The 16,842-nt window shown below is 68.3% G+C and carries 13 protein-coding genes and 1 pseudogene; 9 read left to right on the top strand and 5 right to left on the bottom strand.

Features of this window, described 5'->3' with window-relative positions; genetic code table 11:
• Positions 1-90: 90 nt before the first annotated feature.
• Entirely contained in the window at positions 91-870 is a 780-nt protein-coding gene (locus ACZ53N_RS29225; RefSeq protein ID WP_469143807.1) for a GntR family transcriptional regulator, read from the top strand.
• 382 nt (positions 871-1,252) lie between these two features.
• Here the strand turns inward: ACZ53N_RS29225 and ACZ53N_RS29220 are convergent, their stop codons facing one another.
• The 3 genes from ACZ53N_RS29220 to ACZ53N_RS29210 form a co-directional block, all read right to left on the bottom strand.
• Entirely contained in the window at positions 1,253-3,724 is a 2,472-nt protein-coding gene (locus ACZ53N_RS29220) for a tetratricopeptide repeat protein (RefSeq protein ID WP_469143806.1), read from the bottom strand.
• Between the two features lie 862 nt (positions 3,725-4,586).
• Positions 4,587-4,835: a DUF7848 domain-containing protein gene (locus ACZ53N_RS29215; RefSeq protein ID WP_469143805.1), complete on the bottom strand. Its 249-nt coding sequence runs from the start codon at positions 4,833-4,835 to the stop codon at positions 4,587-4,589.
• A 384-nt stretch (positions 4,836-5,219) separates the two neighbouring features.
• Positions 5,220-5,723: an ATP-binding protein gene (locus ACZ53N_RS29210; RefSeq protein ID WP_469143837.1), complete on the bottom strand. Its 504-nt coding sequence runs from the start codon at positions 5,721-5,723 to the stop codon at positions 5,220-5,222.
• A 254-nt stretch (positions 5,724-5,977) separates the two neighbouring features.
• On the opposite strand from ACZ53N_RS29210, the gene ACZ53N_RS29205 reads away from it, so the two are divergent.
• Positions 5,978-7,348 carry a sporulation protein gene (locus ACZ53N_RS29205; RefSeq protein WP_469143804.1) on the top strand — a complete coding sequence of 457 codons (1,371 nt, stop codon included), beginning with the start codon at positions 5,978-5,980 and terminating at the stop codon, positions 7,346-7,348.
• A 3-nt stretch (positions 7,349-7,351) separates the two neighbouring features.
• Here ACZ53N_RS29205 and ACZ53N_RS29200 read toward each other — a convergent pair whose 3' ends face one another.
• On the bottom strand, positions 7,352-8,272 hold the full coding sequence (locus tag ACZ53N_RS29200) for a phosphotransferase enzyme family protein (protein ID WP_469143836.1): 921 nt from the start codon (positions 8,270-8,272) through the stop codon (positions 7,352-7,354).
• A gap of 401 nt (positions 8,273-8,673) precedes the next feature.
• On the opposite strand from ACZ53N_RS29200, the gene hemL reads away from it, so the two are divergent.
• From hemL to ccsB, 7 genes are all read left to right on the top strand, one after another.
• Complete coding sequence (gene hemL / locus ACZ53N_RS29195) at positions 8,674-10,032, top strand: glutamate-1-semialdehyde 2,1-aminomutase (protein WP_469143803.1); 1,359 nt, start codon at positions 8,674-8,676, stop codon at positions 10,030-10,032.
• Between the two features lie 8 nt (positions 10,033-10,040).
• Positions 10,041-10,751: a histidine phosphatase family protein gene (locus ACZ53N_RS29190; protein WP_356448874.1), complete on the top strand. Its 711-nt coding sequence runs from the start codon at positions 10,041-10,043 to the stop codon at positions 10,749-10,751.
• A 178-nt stretch (positions 10,752-10,929) separates the two neighbouring features.
• Positions 10,930-12,132 carry a polysaccharide deacetylase family protein gene (locus ACZ53N_RS29185; RefSeq protein ID WP_469143802.1) on the top strand — a complete coding sequence of 401 codons (1,203 nt, stop codon included), beginning with the start codon at positions 10,930-10,932 and terminating at the stop codon, positions 12,130-12,132.
• Between the two features lie 128 nt (positions 12,133-12,260).
• Positions 12,261-12,884, top strand: a complete 624-nt coding sequence (locus ACZ53N_RS29180; protein WP_469143801.1) for a TlpA family protein disulfide reductase — start codon at positions 12,261-12,263, stop codon at positions 12,882-12,884.
• A 4-nt stretch (positions 12,885-12,888) separates the two neighbouring features.
• Positions 12,889-13,662 (top strand): cytochrome c biogenesis CcdA family protein, encoded by a 774-nt coding sequence (locus tag ACZ53N_RS29175; protein WP_370419846.1) that lies wholly within the window; start codon positions 12,889-12,891, stop codon positions 13,660-13,662.
• A gap of 4 nt (positions 13,663-13,666) precedes the next feature.
• A complete protein-coding gene (gene resB / locus ACZ53N_RS29170) occupies positions 13,667-15,409 on the top strand; it encodes a cytochrome c biogenesis protein ResB (protein WP_469143800.1) in 1,743 nt (580 codons plus the stop codon).
• A gap of 29 nt (positions 15,410-15,438) precedes the next feature.
• A complete protein-coding gene (gene ccsB, locus ACZ53N_RS29165) occupies positions 15,439-16,560 on the top strand; it encodes a c-type cytochrome biogenesis protein CcsB (protein ID WP_469143835.1) in 1,122 nt (373 codons plus the stop codon).
• A gap of 163 nt (positions 16,561-16,723) precedes the next feature.
• Here the strand turns inward: ccsB and ACZ53N_RS29160 are convergent.
• Positions 16,724-16,842 (bottom strand): annotated as a pseudogene (locus tag ACZ53N_RS29160) (transposase family protein); the annotation flags it as partial.

The following is a 16,842-nucleotide window of genomic DNA, read 5'->3' as shown; positions in this document are numbered from 1 at the left end:
ATCGACCCGAAGCGCAAGTGCTTATGCTGACGAGTTATGAGAGACGAGTGACGTCGACCCCCGACCACCGCCGAAGCGAAGGACCCAGACATGACGGAGATCAAGCGCCCCGGAGCGCTGTACCAGCAGGTCGCAGCCGCTATTCGCGACGCGATCCTCTCGGGCGAGTTCGCCCCCGGAGCAGCACTGCCCTCTGAGGCGCAGCTCATCGAGCGCTACAAGGTCTCCCGCCCCACCGTGCGCAACGCGGTCGCCGCACTCCGCGCCGAGGGGCTGGTGAACGTCCAGCATGGCAAGGGCAGCTTCGTCCGCACCTCTGGGCTGCCGCCGGTCACCGTCGAACGCCGGATCAGCCGCAGCGGATCAGGCCCGTTCGTCACCCATGACGGCATCACCTGGGAACAGCCCGACGAACCGAAGATCTATCGCACCGAGACCACCGCGATCACGGGGCCGCCGTTGGGGCTGGGCGGGGGGGAAGCGCTCTTCGGCTGCGACCGTGTACTCACGGATCCGGCGACCGGCACCAGGGCGCTGCACCGCATGCTGATCCCGTTCGCCACCGCCGAGGACACCGAACTCGCCCAGGCCCCGGACACCGAACCGGGCGTGATCTACGAGCTGCTGACCAAGGCTGGGCACAAGCTGTGGTGGGCCGAGACGGTACAAGCCCGCATGCCCCTGCCCGACGAACGCGACGTCTTGCAGATCCCCGACGCCACCCCCGTCCTCTACACCACCCGCACCACCCACGGCACCGACGACCAACCGCTGATCCTCGAAGACCTGCGCATCAGCGCCGAGCGCGCCCAGCTCGCCTACCGCATCACCGCCGAGAAGCCCCCCGCTGCACGCCGCGCCCGCGCCTGAAAGCCGGGATCGGTCGAAACCTTCTTCACTTACTCAAGGGCGCGCCTGCGGCGCGCCGGGCGGTCCGGCCGCCCCGGCGGGCTGCGGCCTGACGGCCGGTCCCGCCGGACACCCACCGCCCACACCCCAGCCAGCCATGAACGAGGCAGCCGCCCGCCCCCCTCCAGGCCAGGTGACTGAGGCGCGGGCGCGACTTGATCGCGTCGGCCGAGGTGCGCCGGGCATCGTGAGGTTCACAAGCCAGATGGCGTGGCCGGTCTGAGTAAGTGGTTGCTGGAGACACACGCGCGCCTGCTCGTCAGGCCGCACCACCGTCTCGGCTGACTTTCCGTGACTTAGGTCTCCAACCTGACTTCTGTGGTGGGACAGCCTTGGGGCCACGTCAGCTATTCCTTGCCGCGTCGAGGTTGGTGCGCACGGTTTGAGTGGTGGGGTGGTCTTCGCCCAGTACCCGGACGCAGTTGGGGAGGGTGCGCTCGTATAGGGAGATCGCCCGTCCGATGTCCCCGGCCGACTGGTAGGCGCTGGCAAGGTTGTTACGGGAGGTGAGGGTGTCGGGGTGGTCATCACCCAACACCCGGACCCGGTCAGCGAGAGTGCGTTCGTACAAGGGGATCGCCTGCCTGAGGTCCCCGGCCAACTCGTAGGCGTAGGCGAGGTTGTTGCGGGAGATAAAGGTGTCGGGGTGATCTTCGCCCAACACCCGGGCCCGGTCGGCGAGAGTGCGCTCGTGCAACAGGACTGCCCGCTCAAGGTCCCCCGCCGCCCCATAGGTGTAGGCGAGGTTGTTGCGGGAGATAAAGGTGTCGGGGTGATCTTCGCCCAACACCCGGGCCCGATCGTGGAGAGTGCGCTCGTACAACGGGATCGCCCGCCCGAGGTCCCCCGCCGCCCCGTAGGCGCCAGCAAGGTTGTTGCGGGAGGAGAGGGTGTTGGGGTGATCTTCGCCCAGCACCCGGGCCCGGTCGGCGAGGGTGCGCTCGTGCAAGGGGATCGCCCGCCCGAGGTCCCCCGCCGACTCATAGGTGTAGGCGAGGTTGTTGCGGGAGGAGAGGGTGTTGGGGTGATCTTCGCCCAGCACCCGGGCCCGGTCGGCGAGGGTGCGCTCGTACAACGGGATCGCCCGCCCGAGGTCCCCCGCCGACTCATAGGTGTAGGCGAGGTTGTTGCGGGAGGAGAGGGTGTTGGGGTGATCTTCACCCAGTACCCGGACGCAATCGTTGAGGGTGCGCTCGTACAACGGGATCGCCCGCCCGAGATCCCCCGCCGACTCATAGGCGCCAGCGAGATTGTTGCGGGAGGAAAGGGTGTCGGGGTGATCTTCACCCAACACCCGGGCTTGGTCGGCGAGGGTGCGCTCGTGCAAGGGGATCGCCCGCCCGAGATCCCCCGCCGACCGATAGGCGTAGGCGAGATTGTTGCGGGAGGTGAGGGTGTCGGGGTGGTCTTCACCCAACACCCGGACACGGTCAGCGAGAGTGCGGTGGAACAGGGCAATCACACGGCCCACCGCGCCTTGACCGTGGAGAAACAGCCCCATCCGTTCGAGGAGGGAAGCTGTGTCGACGTCAGGGAGAGACTGGGCGTGGCTGGTGAGGGCTTCCATGTGCGGCAGCAGAACGCGGGAGGTGGGCCAAGAGGCGGGGTCCTGCGTGTCGGCAGGGAAAGCGTCGCTGAGCGTCGCGATGGCAAGAGACCGGGCCTGCTCGATGCCCTGGGGCTCACGGTGCGGGTCGTGGGGGTCAGCGGTCCGGGCAAGGGCTTGGACGAGTCGGTGCACGCTGAGGTCGCCGGTTTCGGCGTCGAAAGTGAGCATGCTGTGTGCGGCGAGTCGGCCAATCGCGCGAAGCAACGCGGGAGGATCGGCGAGATGGTGCAGGAGAGTGCGAGGGATGCCGTCGGGCGCAAACCAGGCCAGAGTGCGCAGGATCTGCCCGGTGAGTGGATCGTCGGCAAGGCGGTCGAGCGTCACGTGCCAGATGCGGGCGATGGTGCGATTTGCGTCGCCGCCCTCGGCGGTATCCGCGTAAAGCTCGGCTGGATGTTGGGCGAGGAGGTCGAGATAGGCGCGGGGAGAAGTGCCAGTTTCGGCGCAGTAGGCGGCGGCCTGCTCCACGGCCAGCGGCAGGTACCCCAGTTCGGCGCATACCTCGTCGGCGCCGTCGGATACCCGGGGCCGATCATGGGTGAGGATCTGGGTGAACAGTTCGACGGCCTCCGAATGATCGAGGACGCCGAGAGCCACAGGTGTGGCGATGCCATGCCAGCCTGATGCGCGGCGACTGGTGATCAGGAACCGGCCGGTTGTCGCCCGGGCCACAAGCGCCCGGATATCGGCAGGTTCAGCGAGATCATCGAGCACGAGCAGCCATCCGTGATGGGTGGCGAGCCACTGCACCGCCCGCTCCCGCAGCGCTTCCTGTCCGAGTACGTCGGTCAGGGCCGGCTGCAACGCTGCGGCCAGACCTGCGAGCCCGGCGTCAAGAGCGGCCGGGGAGTCAGCGGTGATCCACCACACCGGATTGTGCATGGAGGTGCGGGTTGCGGCCCAGCGCGCAGCCAGGGTGGACTTCCCGACCCCGCCCAGGCCGTGCACCGCCTGCACCACGACATTGCCCGGATCGGCCAACGCCGCATCCAACTTTCCCAGTTCTTCTTCTCGCCCCACGAAGAGACTGGCCCGGTCCACGAGGTTCGACAGCCCCGCCGGGCACACCACTGAGGACGGTGAAGCGCACGCCTCAGGAGGCATCACCACGGCATGCGCGATCTGCGTCCCGACCGCGCCGTCACCTGTCATGACCAGCCCGAGACCATCAGCCGTGGCGACAGATCGCGCACCGGCCGCTGTCACCGACGACCCTGGCACGGTCAGCGGCGGGGGCGAGCCTGGCTGGTCGCCTGGTTTGCTTCGCCCGCTCATGACACTCCAGAACTGTTAGTCGAGTCGCCGGTCACGCCAGCACCCTGGCCCGCCCAGTCATCCCCTCATCGTGACTCCAGGTACACGCTCACGTCACCGATTCCCTGAAACCCCTGCCACAGCGTCCAACGCCAGCTTTGCCACCGCCCGCGCAGCCGGCACCGTCAACTCCAGGCGCACCACGCCAGAACCGTCGTCCTCCACGCCCGCCCGCAGCCGCACTCCAGGTCCCTTCAGCCCTGCCGCCGCCAGGGCGTCCGTGAGTTCCGCCAACGCGCCCGTGGCCTCACGCCAGCCCGCCACGTAGTCCACGCCGCGCACCCACGCTCCCACCGCGTCCAGGGGCAACTCCTCAACCCCAGCACCCCCGGCGCCGCTCTCCACCGCCTCATACTCGGGCCCCGACATCAACTTGCCACCCCTCAAAGTCCTTGGCTCATATGGCTCTTCTGGGGCTGTCGCACGGACGCACGACGAGAGCCCCGGTACCATCGGCACCGGGGTCCTCGCGATCCCTTCCGGACCACCCAGTTGCTGCCAGGCCGCGGGGTGGTCCGGCCTTGCTTCTGCGGATGTTGTGCGCGGTCCGGCCTCTCACGCGGGGGATCAGGGCCGGACCGCTGACGACGGGGTGAACGGATCCCGCCGCCCCCTCATGCGCGGCACGCGGGATGAGCGCCCGCTTCCACGGCGCGGCGGGAGGAACGGCCCGCCGCGCCACGGTCTGCGCACTGAGGGAGTTGAAGGATGAGAGCCGTTTGATCCATCCCCGGAGCCACGGCCCTCATCCGGTCTATGGGGTGCCCGCCGACCGCGAGGCCCGCGAGAACCGCGTCAGGATGTTCCGGTAGCCGGTGTGGCCGGCCCGGTCCGCGTGCTGAAGAGCCCACGCATCCGGCCCCGCACTGCCCTCCGACGCCTCCGAGGAACCCCCGCACGTCGTGCACTCGACCTCGTACACCGGTCCGCTCCCCGACATGTCCCATTCCAGTGCCCACCAGCCGTTCTGGGCATCGGAACTGAGCGCCGCCCTACCGCGCATGGGAACGGCGCTCCTTGCGCTCCACTACGAGCGACGCCGTCGAGTCGACGCGCTGGTGGGCCCCGTCCTTGAAGACGAGCACGGTCTCACCCCGTCCGTTCTGACGCACGGCCTTCACCTCACGCCCCCGGCCCCTGTCGATCACCACGTCACCGCGCTCTACTCGCTGCGACCACACTCGAAATTTCACGTCTGCCACCCTTCATCCGGGCGCCCCAGCGCCCATGTGGGACTCAGTTGTTGAGCGCGGCCCTGGCGCGGGAAGTGAGTCCCGGCCCAAGGGCCGCGCTCCGCCGAACCGGATGGTCAGTCCCTGTCCGACGCAGGTCGCCGCCCACCTCCCGATCGCGTAGGGAGGTATCGGCAGGGCAGCGGCCCGGATCTCTACCGGTGAAGGCCGGCGGACCGTCCGGCCAGGTCGAGGCGGCAGAGCACTGTCTTGCCGCCCTCGTCTCCCGGGCACCACCACAGTGCATCCGCCAGGCGCTGAACGAGCATGAGCCCGCGCCCGCAGTCCGGCAGCAGCGCTTCGGGAAGTCCGTCCACCAGGTGGGGCGAGAACATGTCACCGATGGGAGGGGTGGGTGGGCTGGAGTCCTCATCAGCCACTCCGATGAGCAGCCAATCGGGCCACTTCCGGAGAGTTACGTCGATCCGGCGATGGGCACCGGGTACGGCCAGGTGCTGATCCGGAACGGCATGGTGGATCACGTTGCCGACGAGTTCCGAGACGATCAACCGTGTGTCGTCCACCAGATCGTTCAGCCCCCAGTCTTCGAGGGCCGAACGGGTCATGTCGCGGGCGGCGCGCACTGTGTCCGGCGACTCCACGAAGAGCGTCATCGCGCGGAAGCGTTCCTGGGAACCGTCCTGCACCACGTCGTGCAGCGGTACCGCCGGAGGGTCCTTCACCGACCGGTTGGCCTTCCTTGCTCTCACCGCTGGTCCTCCGTCCGTCGGCGGAACCTCTGTTCCGGTGCCGCGTGACGAACAGTGAACGACCTGCCGAGTGCAACCGGGAGCGTTCACCCGGGGGTTCACGTGAACACGGGGTTCCACCAAGGGGGTTCACCGATGAACCCCCCAACGTCAGTTCGCTGTGCCAGCATGAATCCCAGGCGTCGAGCGAAGGCCAGGGGAGCATGAGCCGAGAGCCGAATGAACAGTTGATCTCTCTCATGGCAGAAGCCAAGGTCTCGAACAAGGGCTTGGCGAAGCGCATGCGTGACCTTGCCGCACAGCGGGGTGATCACCTGGGAACCACTCACGTCTCTGTGCAGCGATGGCGGGACGGAGCGGGCATCCAGCCGAAGGCCGCGGCCATCGCCGCTGCCGCGCTGAGTGCCAAGCTTCAGCGCACGGTCACCCCCATTGACCTGGGCTTTTTCGGGAAGGCCGAGCCAGCAGCCCCTTTGGCTGTGGGATACCCCGACTCTCCTGCCGACGCGCTTGCCATGCTCGACGGTCTCAGCGAGAAGAGCGCGGAAGTATCGGGAAGCGGCAGTTTCGTCATCGCGGAAGGCGATCTCAGCTCCGCAGTGTTGTCCTGGATGGTCGCCCGCCCTGACGGCATTCCCTCTGAGCGTTCCGGAGGCCAGCGCGTAGGCATGCGGGATGTCCGAGCGATCCGTACCGCAGGCAAGATGTTCATGGAACTGGATTTCCAGTTCGGCGGTGGCCATGGGCACAAGGCGCTCCGCCACTACTTCCGCCACGAAGTGCTGCCCCTGCTTGACGCCAGCTACAGCGAGAAGGTGGGCAGCGCCCTCTTCGGAGCCGCCGCCGAGATCGCTCAGCTACTCGCCTGGACCGCGTACGACTCAGGCAATCACCGCCTGGCTCATCAGTACCTGACGTCAACGCTTCGCCTGTCCCAGGTGACCGGTGATCGCATGTTCGGCGGGCGCATCCTTGCCAACCTCAGCCACCAGGCCAATTACCTGGGCAACCACACTCGGTCCGTGCAGCTGGCCCGTGCCGCCCTTGAAGGCGCCCAAGGCCGAGCTACCCCGCGTGCCATGTCGATGTTCGCAGCCATGGAGGCCCGCGCTCTGGCCAACCTGGGTGATCCACGAGGCGCCGGCCGGGCCATGAACGAGGCAGAGCGCTACTTCGAGCGGGCAGCCACAGCCGAAGATCCCGAATGGCTGTCGTACTTCGACTCGGCCGAGCTGATGGGCGAGTTCTGCCACTGCTTCCGCGATCTCAGACAGCGCGCCGAAGCGCTGCTGCACGCGGAGCGAGCCGTGAACGAAACCGACCCGAAGTACGCACGGACTCTCGGGTTCTGCCGGATGGTGCTGGCGCAGAGCCAACTGCTCAACGGCGAGCTGGAAACAGCGGTCGCCACGGCGAGTCTGGCCGTCGAGGCCGGAGACTCCCTGCAATCCGCCCGCTTTCAGCGCTACGTGAGCGACTTCCAAACCGAGATCAGCACCCAGTCGACTCACCCGACCGTGACCGCTTTCAGCGAACAGGTACGCGCTGCACTCGCCCGGCTCGATGAGGAGTAGCCCTCACCACGGCCGCCAGTCCCGAGGCGCGTCGGCATCCCGCAGTGAGGAGATCCGTCGCCCGTACTCGGCCGCTACCCGCTCGCTCTCCGCCGCGTTCTGCATGAGCCACGTCGTCATGCGGAACTCCTGGATGTCACGCAGCGTGGCATAGCCGGGCCAGTGGCGCAGATCCCGCCCGTAGGCGTTCACGAAGTCGGCGTACTGGTCATCCGTCTGCCAGCCCAAGCTGTAGTGCTCCACGGCGGTGACCTTCAGGTCCCACTCAGGATGATCAAAGGCGAAGACCTCGAAGTCGATCAGGATCACCGCCCCGCTGGTGTCCACCATGAGGTTCTGGACGTGCGCGTCACCGTGCACCGGCCCCTTGGGCGACTCGAAGCGCAGGTCCGTCACCTTGTGGCGTAGCTCCCGTTCGCGGCTCCGCAGGAACTCCCGATCGTCCTCCGGTATCCCCACGGCACGCTCGATCCGAAGGTCCGTGCGTCCGAAGATGTCGTACGGCGGTAGCTCGAGATCACTGGGAAGCGACAGCGAGTGCAGGTCCCGGAGCACGGCTCCCAGCTCCCCGTAGGTGGCCTTCCGGTCCCCCTCACGGATCAGATGCCAGAAGGTCACCGGGTGGCCGTCGATCAGAAGTGGCTGTTCGAGGTCGTCCACGACCCGGGCCGCTGCCAGTCCCTCTTTCGCCAGCCAACGGGATACGGCTACCTCATTGCGGGCCGCCGGTAGGTACTCCGCCGAGCGTGCCACGCGCACGATCAGGGGAGTGGACGCCAGCCGGTACAGCGCGTTTTCCCCGAGCCGGACCAGCTCTGCGTCTCTGTCATCCAGCCCCGCCCTTCGGCACGCGGCAGTCATCACGCGTGCCGCTCGCGCCGAAGTGAACCCCTCTTCCGATGCCCGAGCAGCGTCAGACGACATGCCGGTACCAACTCCCCAAGTCCCGTGCGCGATCTTCCGCCGCGCGCGAAAACTGGTGACCAACCGGCGCGCGCCGGACACGAAAGAGAACGTACCCACCTTGGGAGCCACAAGACGAGGGCGGAGCTCGGGGGAGTCGATTTCACTGGTCGCCGGGTTCGCTCGGACCCGAGGCACCTATTCACTTGGACAGTGAGCCGGTGGGCCGGAGGAGTAGCGGGTACCGCGCGCGCCTTACCGCCAAAGGCCGGGACGTACCCTGTCGGCATGGCAGATGAGTACGTAGAGGGGGCTCCCAAGCACCCTCGTGGAGTCGGCCTCGCTCCGCCGCAGGCAGCAGCGTGGGGCGTCATGAGCGAGGACGGCCAGCGGGTCGTTGAAGCTGCGGATCAAGGTAAGACATGGGCGAACGGAGTGCACCAGTGAACGAGTTTCCGCAGGTCAGGCCCGAACAACCCTATGCGTATGAAGCCCCAGTCTCGCAGGTTCTGTTCGACCGGGCGGCGGCCGTGACGCCCGGTGGCGTGAATTCTCCGGTCCGCGCGTTCCGCGCCGTGGGCGGTACGCCCAGGTTCATGGTGTCCGGTACCGGTCCGTACCTGACGGACGCGGACGGCCGGGAGTACGTGGACCTCGTGTGTTCGTGGGGCCCGATGATCCTCGGTCACGCGCACCCCGAGGTGATCGCGGCCGTTCAGGAGGCCGTCGCCCGCGGCACGTCGTTCGGCACGCCCGGTGAGGGCGAGGTCGCGCTGGCCGAGGAGATCGTCGCCCGCGTCGAGCCGGTCGAGCAGGTGCGGCTGGTGTCGTCCGGCACCGAGGCGACGATGTCGGCGATCCGGCTCGCGCGCGGGTTCACCGGCCGCGCCAAGGTGATCAAGTTCGCGGGCTGCTACCACGGGCACGTGGACGCGCTGCTGGCCGCGGCCGGGTCCGGGCTGGCGACGTTCGGGCTGCCGGACACGCCCGGGGTGACGGGCGCGCAGGCCGGGGACACCATCGTGCTGCCGTACAACGACCTGGAGTCGGTGCACGCCGCGTTCCACGCCCACCCGGGTGAGATCGCCTGTGTGATCACCGAGGCGTCGCCGGGCAACATGGGCGTCGTGCCGCCGCAGCCGGGCTTCAACGCGGGGCTCAAGGCGGCCTGCGAGAAGAACGGCGCGCTGTTCATCTCCGACGAGGTCATGACGGGCTTCAGGACGAGCAAGGCCGGCTGGTACGGCATCGACGGCGTCAAGCCGGACCTGCTGACCTTCGGCAAGGTCATGGGCGGCGGGTTCCCGGCGGCGGCGTTCGGCGGCCGCGCCGATGTGATGGCGCACCTGGCCCCGGCGGGCCCGGTCTACCAGGCGGGCACGCTCTCGGGTAACCCGGTGGCGACGGCGGCGGGCCTCGCGCAGCTGCGGCTGATGGACGACGCGGCGTACGAGAAGGTCGACGCGGTCTCGGCCGAGATCCGTGGTCTGGTGGGCGCCGCGCTGACCAAGGAGGGGGTTGCGCACCGCCTCCAGGTCGCCGGGAACATGTTCTCGGTGTTCTTCACGGACCGCGAGGTCAGGGACTACGACGGGGCGAAGGCACAGGAGTCCTTCCGCTTCACGGCCTTCTTCCACTCGCTGCTGGCGCAGGGTGTGTATCTGCCGCCGTCGGCGTTCGAGTCGTGGTTCGTCTCGACGGCTCTCGACGGTGCGGCGATCGAGAAGGTGGCGGCGGCGCTGCCGGCCGCGGCGCGGGCGGCAGCCGAGGCGACGGAATGATGGGTGGCATGACCAGCGACATGACGAGTGGCCCGGCGAAGAGCGACGACGACATCACCGTCGTCCACGTGATGCGGCACGGCGAGGTCCACAACCCGGACGGCGTGCTCTACGGGCGCCGGGCGGGCTATCACCTGTCGGAGCTCGGTCGGCAGATGGCCGACCGGGTGGCCGAGCACCTGGCCGAGCGGGACGTGACGCACGTCGTCGCCTCGCCGTTGGAGCGGGCGCAGGAGACGGCGATGCCCGTCGCCAAGGCGCACGGGCTGGACCTGGCGACGGACGAGCGGCTGATCGAGGCGGCGAACGTCTTCGAGGGGAAGACGTTCGGCGTGGGCGACGGCGCGCTGCGCAAGCCCGCCAACTGGCGGCATCTGACGAACCCCTTCAAGCCGTCCTGGGGCGAGCCGTACATCGAGCAGGTCGTGCGGATGATGGGCGCGCTGGACGCCGCGCGGGACGCGGCGCGCGGTCATGAGGCCGTGTGCGTGAGCCATCAGCTGCCGATCTGGATCCTGCGGAGTTTCGTGGAGCGGCGGCGGCTGTGGCACGACCCGCGGAAGCGGCAGTGCACGCTGGCGAGCCTGACGACGTTCACCTATAGGGGGGACAAAATCGTTTCGGTGGGTTACAGCGAGCCCGCCCGGGATTTGGTGCCCGCGCACCTGTTGGCGGGTGCCAAACCGGTCAAGGGCGGGGCAAAGGCGTTCGGCGCCTGAGCTCCGACGCCGCCTGGTCAACCGGCGCTTGACGATCTCAAAGCGCGGCAAAGCCAAGTAAAGGGTCGTAAAGACCGGCGAATTCGCGCAACCGCCGTACTCGACGCGCTCTCTCACCCAATGTCGTTTTATATGGACGACAGGTGGGTGAAGCACGGCGAGTACGGACGGAGACGACATGCGCGACATCAGCCGACGAGGTCTCCTCGGAATGGGGGTGGGAGCGGCGGCCGCGCTGGGCGCGGCGAGTTGCTCCGCACCCCCGGGCTCCGGCCAGGCGCAGGACCCCGCGGCGAAAGCGAGCGAGCAGGCCAAGGCCAAACCCATCGGTGACGGTTCGACCGCCGACGCCGGTCAGCAGCCGAACCAGCCGCCCAAGCCCGAACCGCTGGAGCGGGGCCAGAAGCCCCCGCAGTTCGTGATCTTCTCCTGGGACGGTGCCGGTGAGGTCGGCAACGGGCTGTTCCCCCGCTTCCGGAAGATCGCCCGGGACCACGGTGCCCGGATGACGTTTTTCCTCTCCGGCATCTATCTCCTGCCCGAGTCGAAAAAACGCCTCTACGAGCCCCCCAACAACCCGGTCGGCGCATCCGACATCGGCTATCTCACCGACGACCACATCAAGTCGACGCTGCGCAATCTGCGCGAGGCGTGGTTCGAGGGGCACGAGATCGGCACCCACTTCAACGGGCACTTCTGCCAGGGCTCCGGCTCGGTGGGGCATTGGACGCCCTCGGACTGGCGGTCCGAGATCGAACAGGCGATCTCCTTCGTCACCGAATGGCGCACGAACAGCGGATTCACCGATGTGGAGCCGCTGCCGTTCGATTACCGCAAGGAACTCGTCGGCGGTCGCACCCCGTGTCTGCTCGGCCAGGACAATCTGCTGCCGGTCGCCCACAAGCTGGGCTGGCGTTATGACGCGAGTTCACCGGGCGGGCTGCAGATGTGGCCGAAGAAAAGGCGGGGGGTATGGGATCTGCCGTTGCAGCAGATGCCCTTTCCCGGCCATTCGTTCGAGGTCCTCTCCATGGACTACAACATCCTCGCCAATCAGTCGAAGAACACCACCCGGGGCCGCCGGTCCAACTACTCGTACTGGCGCAAGCAGGCGACGGAGTCCTACATCCAGGGATTCCAGCGCGCCTACGAGACGAACCGGGCGCCGTTCTTCGTGGGCAACCACTTCGAGCAGTGGAACGGCGGCATCTACATGGACGCCGTCGAGGAAGCGATCAAGCACATCGCCGACGAGCGGCACAAGGACGTCCACCTGGTCTCCTTCCGGCAGTTCGTCGACTGGCTGGATGTCCAGGACCCGAAGATCCTCGCGGACCTGCGCACCCTCCAGGTCGGGGAGAAGTGGAAGACGTCGCTCTAGCGACGGGGCGGGCCCGCGGTCACGGCACCGCAGGCCCATAGGCCCGTCCGAGGGGCCCGGGAACCCGTACGAGGGGCCCCGGAGGGGGGCGCGGAAGATCCCCAAATGGACCATGCGAAACTTTTCACATGAGTGCCTGCCGCGCCCCTCGACGCCCTGTCCCACGCCGGCGTACCACCCTGCCGGTCATGTTCGCCGCGCTCGCGGCCCTGTCCCTGACCGCGTGCGGCACGGGCGACAAGCCCAAGAGCGGTGGCGGTACCCAGTTCGTGCAGGGCACCGGCGGGGTGAGCGTGGTCAAGGACCGGGCCGACCGGCAGAGCGCGCCCGGCCTCGACGGCAAGACGCTCGACGGCAAGCAGCTCGACATCGCCGAGGACTACAAGGGCAAGATCGTCGTCCTTAACGTCTGGGGCTCGTGGTGCTCGCCCTGCCGGGCCGAGGCCAAGAACCTCGTGAAGGTCTCCAAGGCCTACCAGGACAAGGGCGTGCAGTTCGTGGGCATCAACTCCCGCGACCCCAACCCCGCCCCGGCCATCCGCTTCGAGAAGGAGTACGAGGTTCCGTACCCGAGCCTGCACGACTCCTCCGGCAAGCTCCTGCTGCGCTTCCCCAAGGGCAGCCTCAACCCGCAGGCGCTTCCCTCGACCCTTTTCATCGACCGCGACGGCAAGATCGCGGCGCGTGCGCTCAAGGCGCTGACCGAGGACGAGCTGCGCAAGACGCTCGATCCGCTGGTCGCGGAGAAGTGACCCCGTGACCGCCGTCACCACCCTCGCCGCCGTCGGCGACCTGAACCAGACCGTCCTGACCGGGGCGCTGCTGCTGGCTCTGCCCGTCGCCGTGCTCGGCGGGCTGGTCTCCTTCTTCTCCCCGTGCGTGTTGCCGCTCGTACCGGGCTATCTCTCCTACGTCACCGGCGTCACCGGCGCGGACATGGCCGAGGCCAAGCGCGGTCGGATGGTCGCCGGGGCCTCGCTCTTCGTCCTCGGCTTCAGCGCCGTCTTCGTCTCCATGGGTGCCTTCTTCGGCTTCTTCGGCGAGACCCTGATGGAGTACAAGAGCACGATCTCCACGGTGCTCGGGGCCTTCACGATCGTCCTGGGCCTCGCGTTCATGGGCGCCCTGAACCTCTTCGGGCAGCGCGAGTTCCGCTTCCACACCAGGCCCGCCATGGGACTCGCCGGGGCGCCGCTGCTCGGCGTCCTCTTCGGGGTCGGCTGGACGCCGTGCATCGGTCCGACGCTCGGCTCCGTCATGGCCCTGTCCCAGAACCAGGCGAGCGCCGGACGGGGGGCGGTGCTGACCGCCGCCTACTGCGTCGGCCTCGGGCTGCCCTTCATACTCGCCGCGGTGGCCTTCCGGCGCGCTCTCGGCGCGTTCGGCTGGGTCAAGCGGCACTATGCCTGGGTCATGCGGATCGGCGGCCTCATGCTGGTCGTGGTCGGTGTCCTCCTCGTCACGGGTATGTGGGACCGCTTGGTCACCGAGCTCCAGACGTGGTCCAGTTCCTACGTTCCCGAGGTCTGATCAGATGGCCAAGTCGCAGACAAGCACCGTCCAGGAAGACAAGGACATCGGTGACGCCGGCTCACAGCTGTCCACGGCCCCGGCCGAGGACAGCGGGCAGTCGGTCCCCGGTTCGTTCGGCGGTGTCCGCGCGCCCGGTGCGCTCGGCGCGCTGGCGTGGACGTGGCGGGAGACCACCGGCTGGGTGCGCTGGTTCTGGCGGCAGCTGACCTCCATGCGGGTCGCGCTGATCCTGCTGTTCATGCTCTCGCTCGGCACGATCCCCGGCTCGCTCATCCCGCAGACGAGCGTCGACGCGGTGAAGGCCGAGAACTGGAAGAAGGCCCACGAGACCCTCGCGCCGCTCTACGACAAGCTCGGGCTGTTCGACGTCTACAGCTCGGCGTGGTTCTCGGCGATCTACATCCTGCTGTTCACCTCCCTCATCGGCTGCATCGTGCCGCGCACCTGGCAGTTCGTCGGCCAGCTCCGCGGCCGGCCGCCGGTCGCCCCGCGCCGGCTGGCGAAGCTGCCCGCGTACACCACCTGGCGCACCGAGGCGGAGCCGGAGCAGGTGCTGGCGGCGGCGGAGAAGCTGCTCAAGCGGCGCCGGTTCCGCACCCGGGTGTCCGGTGACGCGGTGGGCTCCGAGAAGGGCTACCTCCGCGAGGCCGGCAACCTCCTCTTCCACATCGCGCTGATCGTGATGCTGGTGGCCTTCGCCTCCGGGCAGCTGTGGAAGTCCGAGGGGCAGAAGCTGATCGTCGCGGGCGACGGCTTCGCCAACACCATCACCCAGTACGACGACTTCAAGTCCGGCTCGCTCTTCAAGATCGACGACCTCGACCCGTTCAGCTTCACGCTGGACGGCTTCGAGGGCACGTACGAGCGTTCCGGGCCGCAGCGCGGCACCCCTCGTACGTACGAGGCCCACGTCACCTACCGGGAGGGCGCGGACGGCGCCCCCCGCAAGAAGACGGTCAAGGTGAACGAGCCGCTGGAGGCGGCCGGCTCGAAGGTCTATCTGGTCGGGCACGGTTACGCGCCGGTCGTCACCGTCCGGGACGGCCAGGGGAACATCTCCCACCAGGGCGCGGTGCCCTCGCTGCCGCTGGACGGCAACGTCACCGAGTCCACCGTGCTCAAGGTCGGTGACTACCGGGACAAGGACGGGAAGAAGGACCAGCTCGGCTTCAAGGGCAACTTCGTGCCGACGCTGGACCTGCGGACCGGCACGATGCTGTCCCAGTTCCCCGCGCTGGACAATCCGCGGCTCATCCTGACCGCGTACCGCGGCAGCCTCGGTATCGACTCCGGCATGCCGCAGAGCGTCTACCAGCTCGACGTGTCCAAGATGAAGCAGTTCAAGGACAAGGACGGCAGCCCGTTCGCGAAGGTCCTCAAGGTCGGCGACACCATGACGCTGCCCGACGGCGCGGGGACGCTGCACTTCGACGGCATCAAGCCGTGGGCCACCTTCCAGATCTCCCAGAAGCCCGGCAACACCACCGCCCTCGTCGGAGCGGTCGCCGCACTGATCGGCGTGGCCGGCTCGCTGTTCATCCAGCGACGCCGGGTCTGGGTGCGGGCCGTCCGGGACGCCGACGGGCACACCGTCGTCGAACTGGCCGGCCTGGGCCGCAGTGAGTCCGCGAGGCTCCCCGAGGAGCTTGCCGACCTCGCCGTCGCCCTGCATCCCCAAGCGCCGCCCCTTGCCACGTCCGACCCCGCAGATTCCGCCGATTCCTCCGAAGGAGCGCGCGCGTGACCTCGATCGCTGCCGCAGCCAACGAGAACATGGCCGAGATCAGCAATGTGCTGATCTATTCGGCCATGGCCGTCTACACCCTGGCCTTCCTCGCGCACATCGCCGAGTGGGTGCTCGGCAGCCGTAGCGCGGTCGGCCGCACGGCCGCGGCGCTCACCGCCCCCCAGGCCGCCGCGGCGGCCGCCGCCGGCACGGCCGAGCGGCAGGGCGGTGGCACGGCCGTGCTGGAGCGTCCCAAGGTCGTCACCCGCTCCGGTGCGGGCACCCGGGACGTCCCCGACGGTCCCGGCGCGGCGGGCACCAGCGAGAAGGGCGACGTCTACGGACGGATCGCCATCTCCCTGACCGTCCTCGCGTTCGTCCTGCACGCCGGCTCGGTCCTCACCCGCGCGCTGTCGGTGGAACGTGCCCCCTGGGGCAACATGTACGAGTTCTCCACGACCTTCGGCATGACCGTGGTCGCGGTCTACCTCGGGCTGCTCGTCGCCAAGAAGAACGTGCGCTGGCTCGGTCTGCCCCTGGTCACCACCATCCTGCTCGACCTGGGCCTCGCCCTGTCGGTGCTCTACACCGACAGCGACCAGCTGGTGCCGGCGCTCCACTCCTACTGGCTGTGGATCCACGTCTCCTGCGCGATCATCTCCGGCGCGGCCCTGTGGGTGGGCGCCTGCTCCACCCTGATGTACCTCTTCCGCGACGGCTACGAGTCGCGGCTGGAGAGCGGCTGGACCGGCCGCGGGCTGGAGCGGCTGCTGGCCGAGCTGCCGTCGAACCGGCGGGTGGCGCGCTTCAAGGCGCACCTGGCCAAGTACACCGACACGTTCGTGATGCGGCTGCCGTCGGCGGCGTCGCTCGACAAGTTCGCGTACCGCATCAACGCGACGGTCTTCCCGCTGTGGACCTTCACGATCATCGCGGGCGCCATCTGGGCCGAGGCGGCCTGGGGCCGCTACTGGGGCTGGGACCCCAAGGAGGTCTGGTCCTTCATCACCTGGGTCGCCTACGCTTGCTACCTGCACGCCCGCGCCACCGCCGGGTGGAAGGGCCGCAAGGCCGCGTACATCGCGCTGGCCGCGTTCGGCTGCTACATCTTCAACTACTACGGCGTGAACATCTTCGTCACCGGCAAGCACTCCTACGCCGGCGTTTGAGCCCTCGCACAGACAGCCCCCGCACAGACAGTCCCGCACAGACAAAGGCCCGCTCCCTCGTTCGGGGGATGCGGGCCTTTGTGCGAGCGTGGAGTGGAGCGGCTTCTTACGAGCTGGTGCGTGATAGCGGATGAGGCGTGTTTGACCTGCTCATTGCCTGTCCTCAGGCGGTGGTGTAGCGGTCAGGTACGAGGTTGGCGATGGCACGGTAGGTGTCGGGCAGGCGGTCGCGTCTGTGGGTCCAGCGGGTCAGTTGCTTCCAGCGTTTGTGGTCGGCGAGGG

The sequence above is a fragment of the Streptomyces sp. NPDC033229 genome (assembly GCF_055576875.1).
This window is presented reverse-complemented; position numbering and strand designations above follow the sequence as displayed.

Coding starts and splice junctions, on each gene's coding strand:
- hemL (WP_469143803.1), top strand. CDS start 8,674: ATGGGCGAACGGAGTGCACCAGTGAACGAGTTTCCGCAGGTCAGGCCC.
- ACZ53N_RS29205 (WP_469143804.1), top strand. CDS start 5,978: ATGAGCCGAGAGCCGAATGAACAGTTGATCTCTCTCATGGCAGAAGCC.
- ACZ53N_RS29225 (WP_469143807.1), top strand. CDS start 91: ATGACGGAGATCAAGCGCCCCGGAGCGCTGTACCAGCAGGTCGCAGCC.
- ACZ53N_RS29190 (WP_356448874.1), top strand. CDS start 10,041: ATGACCAGCGACATGACGAGTGGCCCGGCGAAGAGCGACGACGACATC.
- ACZ53N_RS29200 (WP_469143836.1), bottom strand. CDS start 8,272: ATGTCGTCTGACGCTGCTCGGGCATCGGAAGAGGGGTTCACTTCGGCG.
- ACZ53N_RS29215 (WP_469143805.1), bottom strand. CDS start 4,835: ATGCGCGGTAGGGCGGCGCTCAGTTCCGATGCCCAGAACGGCTGGTGG.
- ACZ53N_RS29180 (WP_469143801.1), top strand. CDS start 12,261: ATGAGTGCCTGCCGCGCCCCTCGACGCCCTGTCCCACGCCGGCGTACC.
- ACZ53N_RS29185 (WP_469143802.1), top strand. CDS start 10,930: ATGCGCGACATCAGCCGACGAGGTCTCCTCGGAATGGGGGTGGGAGCG.
- resB (WP_469143800.1), top strand. CDS start 13,667: ATGGCCAAGTCGCAGACAAGCACCGTCCAGGAAGACAAGGACATCGGT.
- ccsB (WP_469143835.1), top strand. CDS start 15,439: ATGGCCGAGATCAGCAATGTGCTGATCTATTCGGCCATGGCCGTCTAC.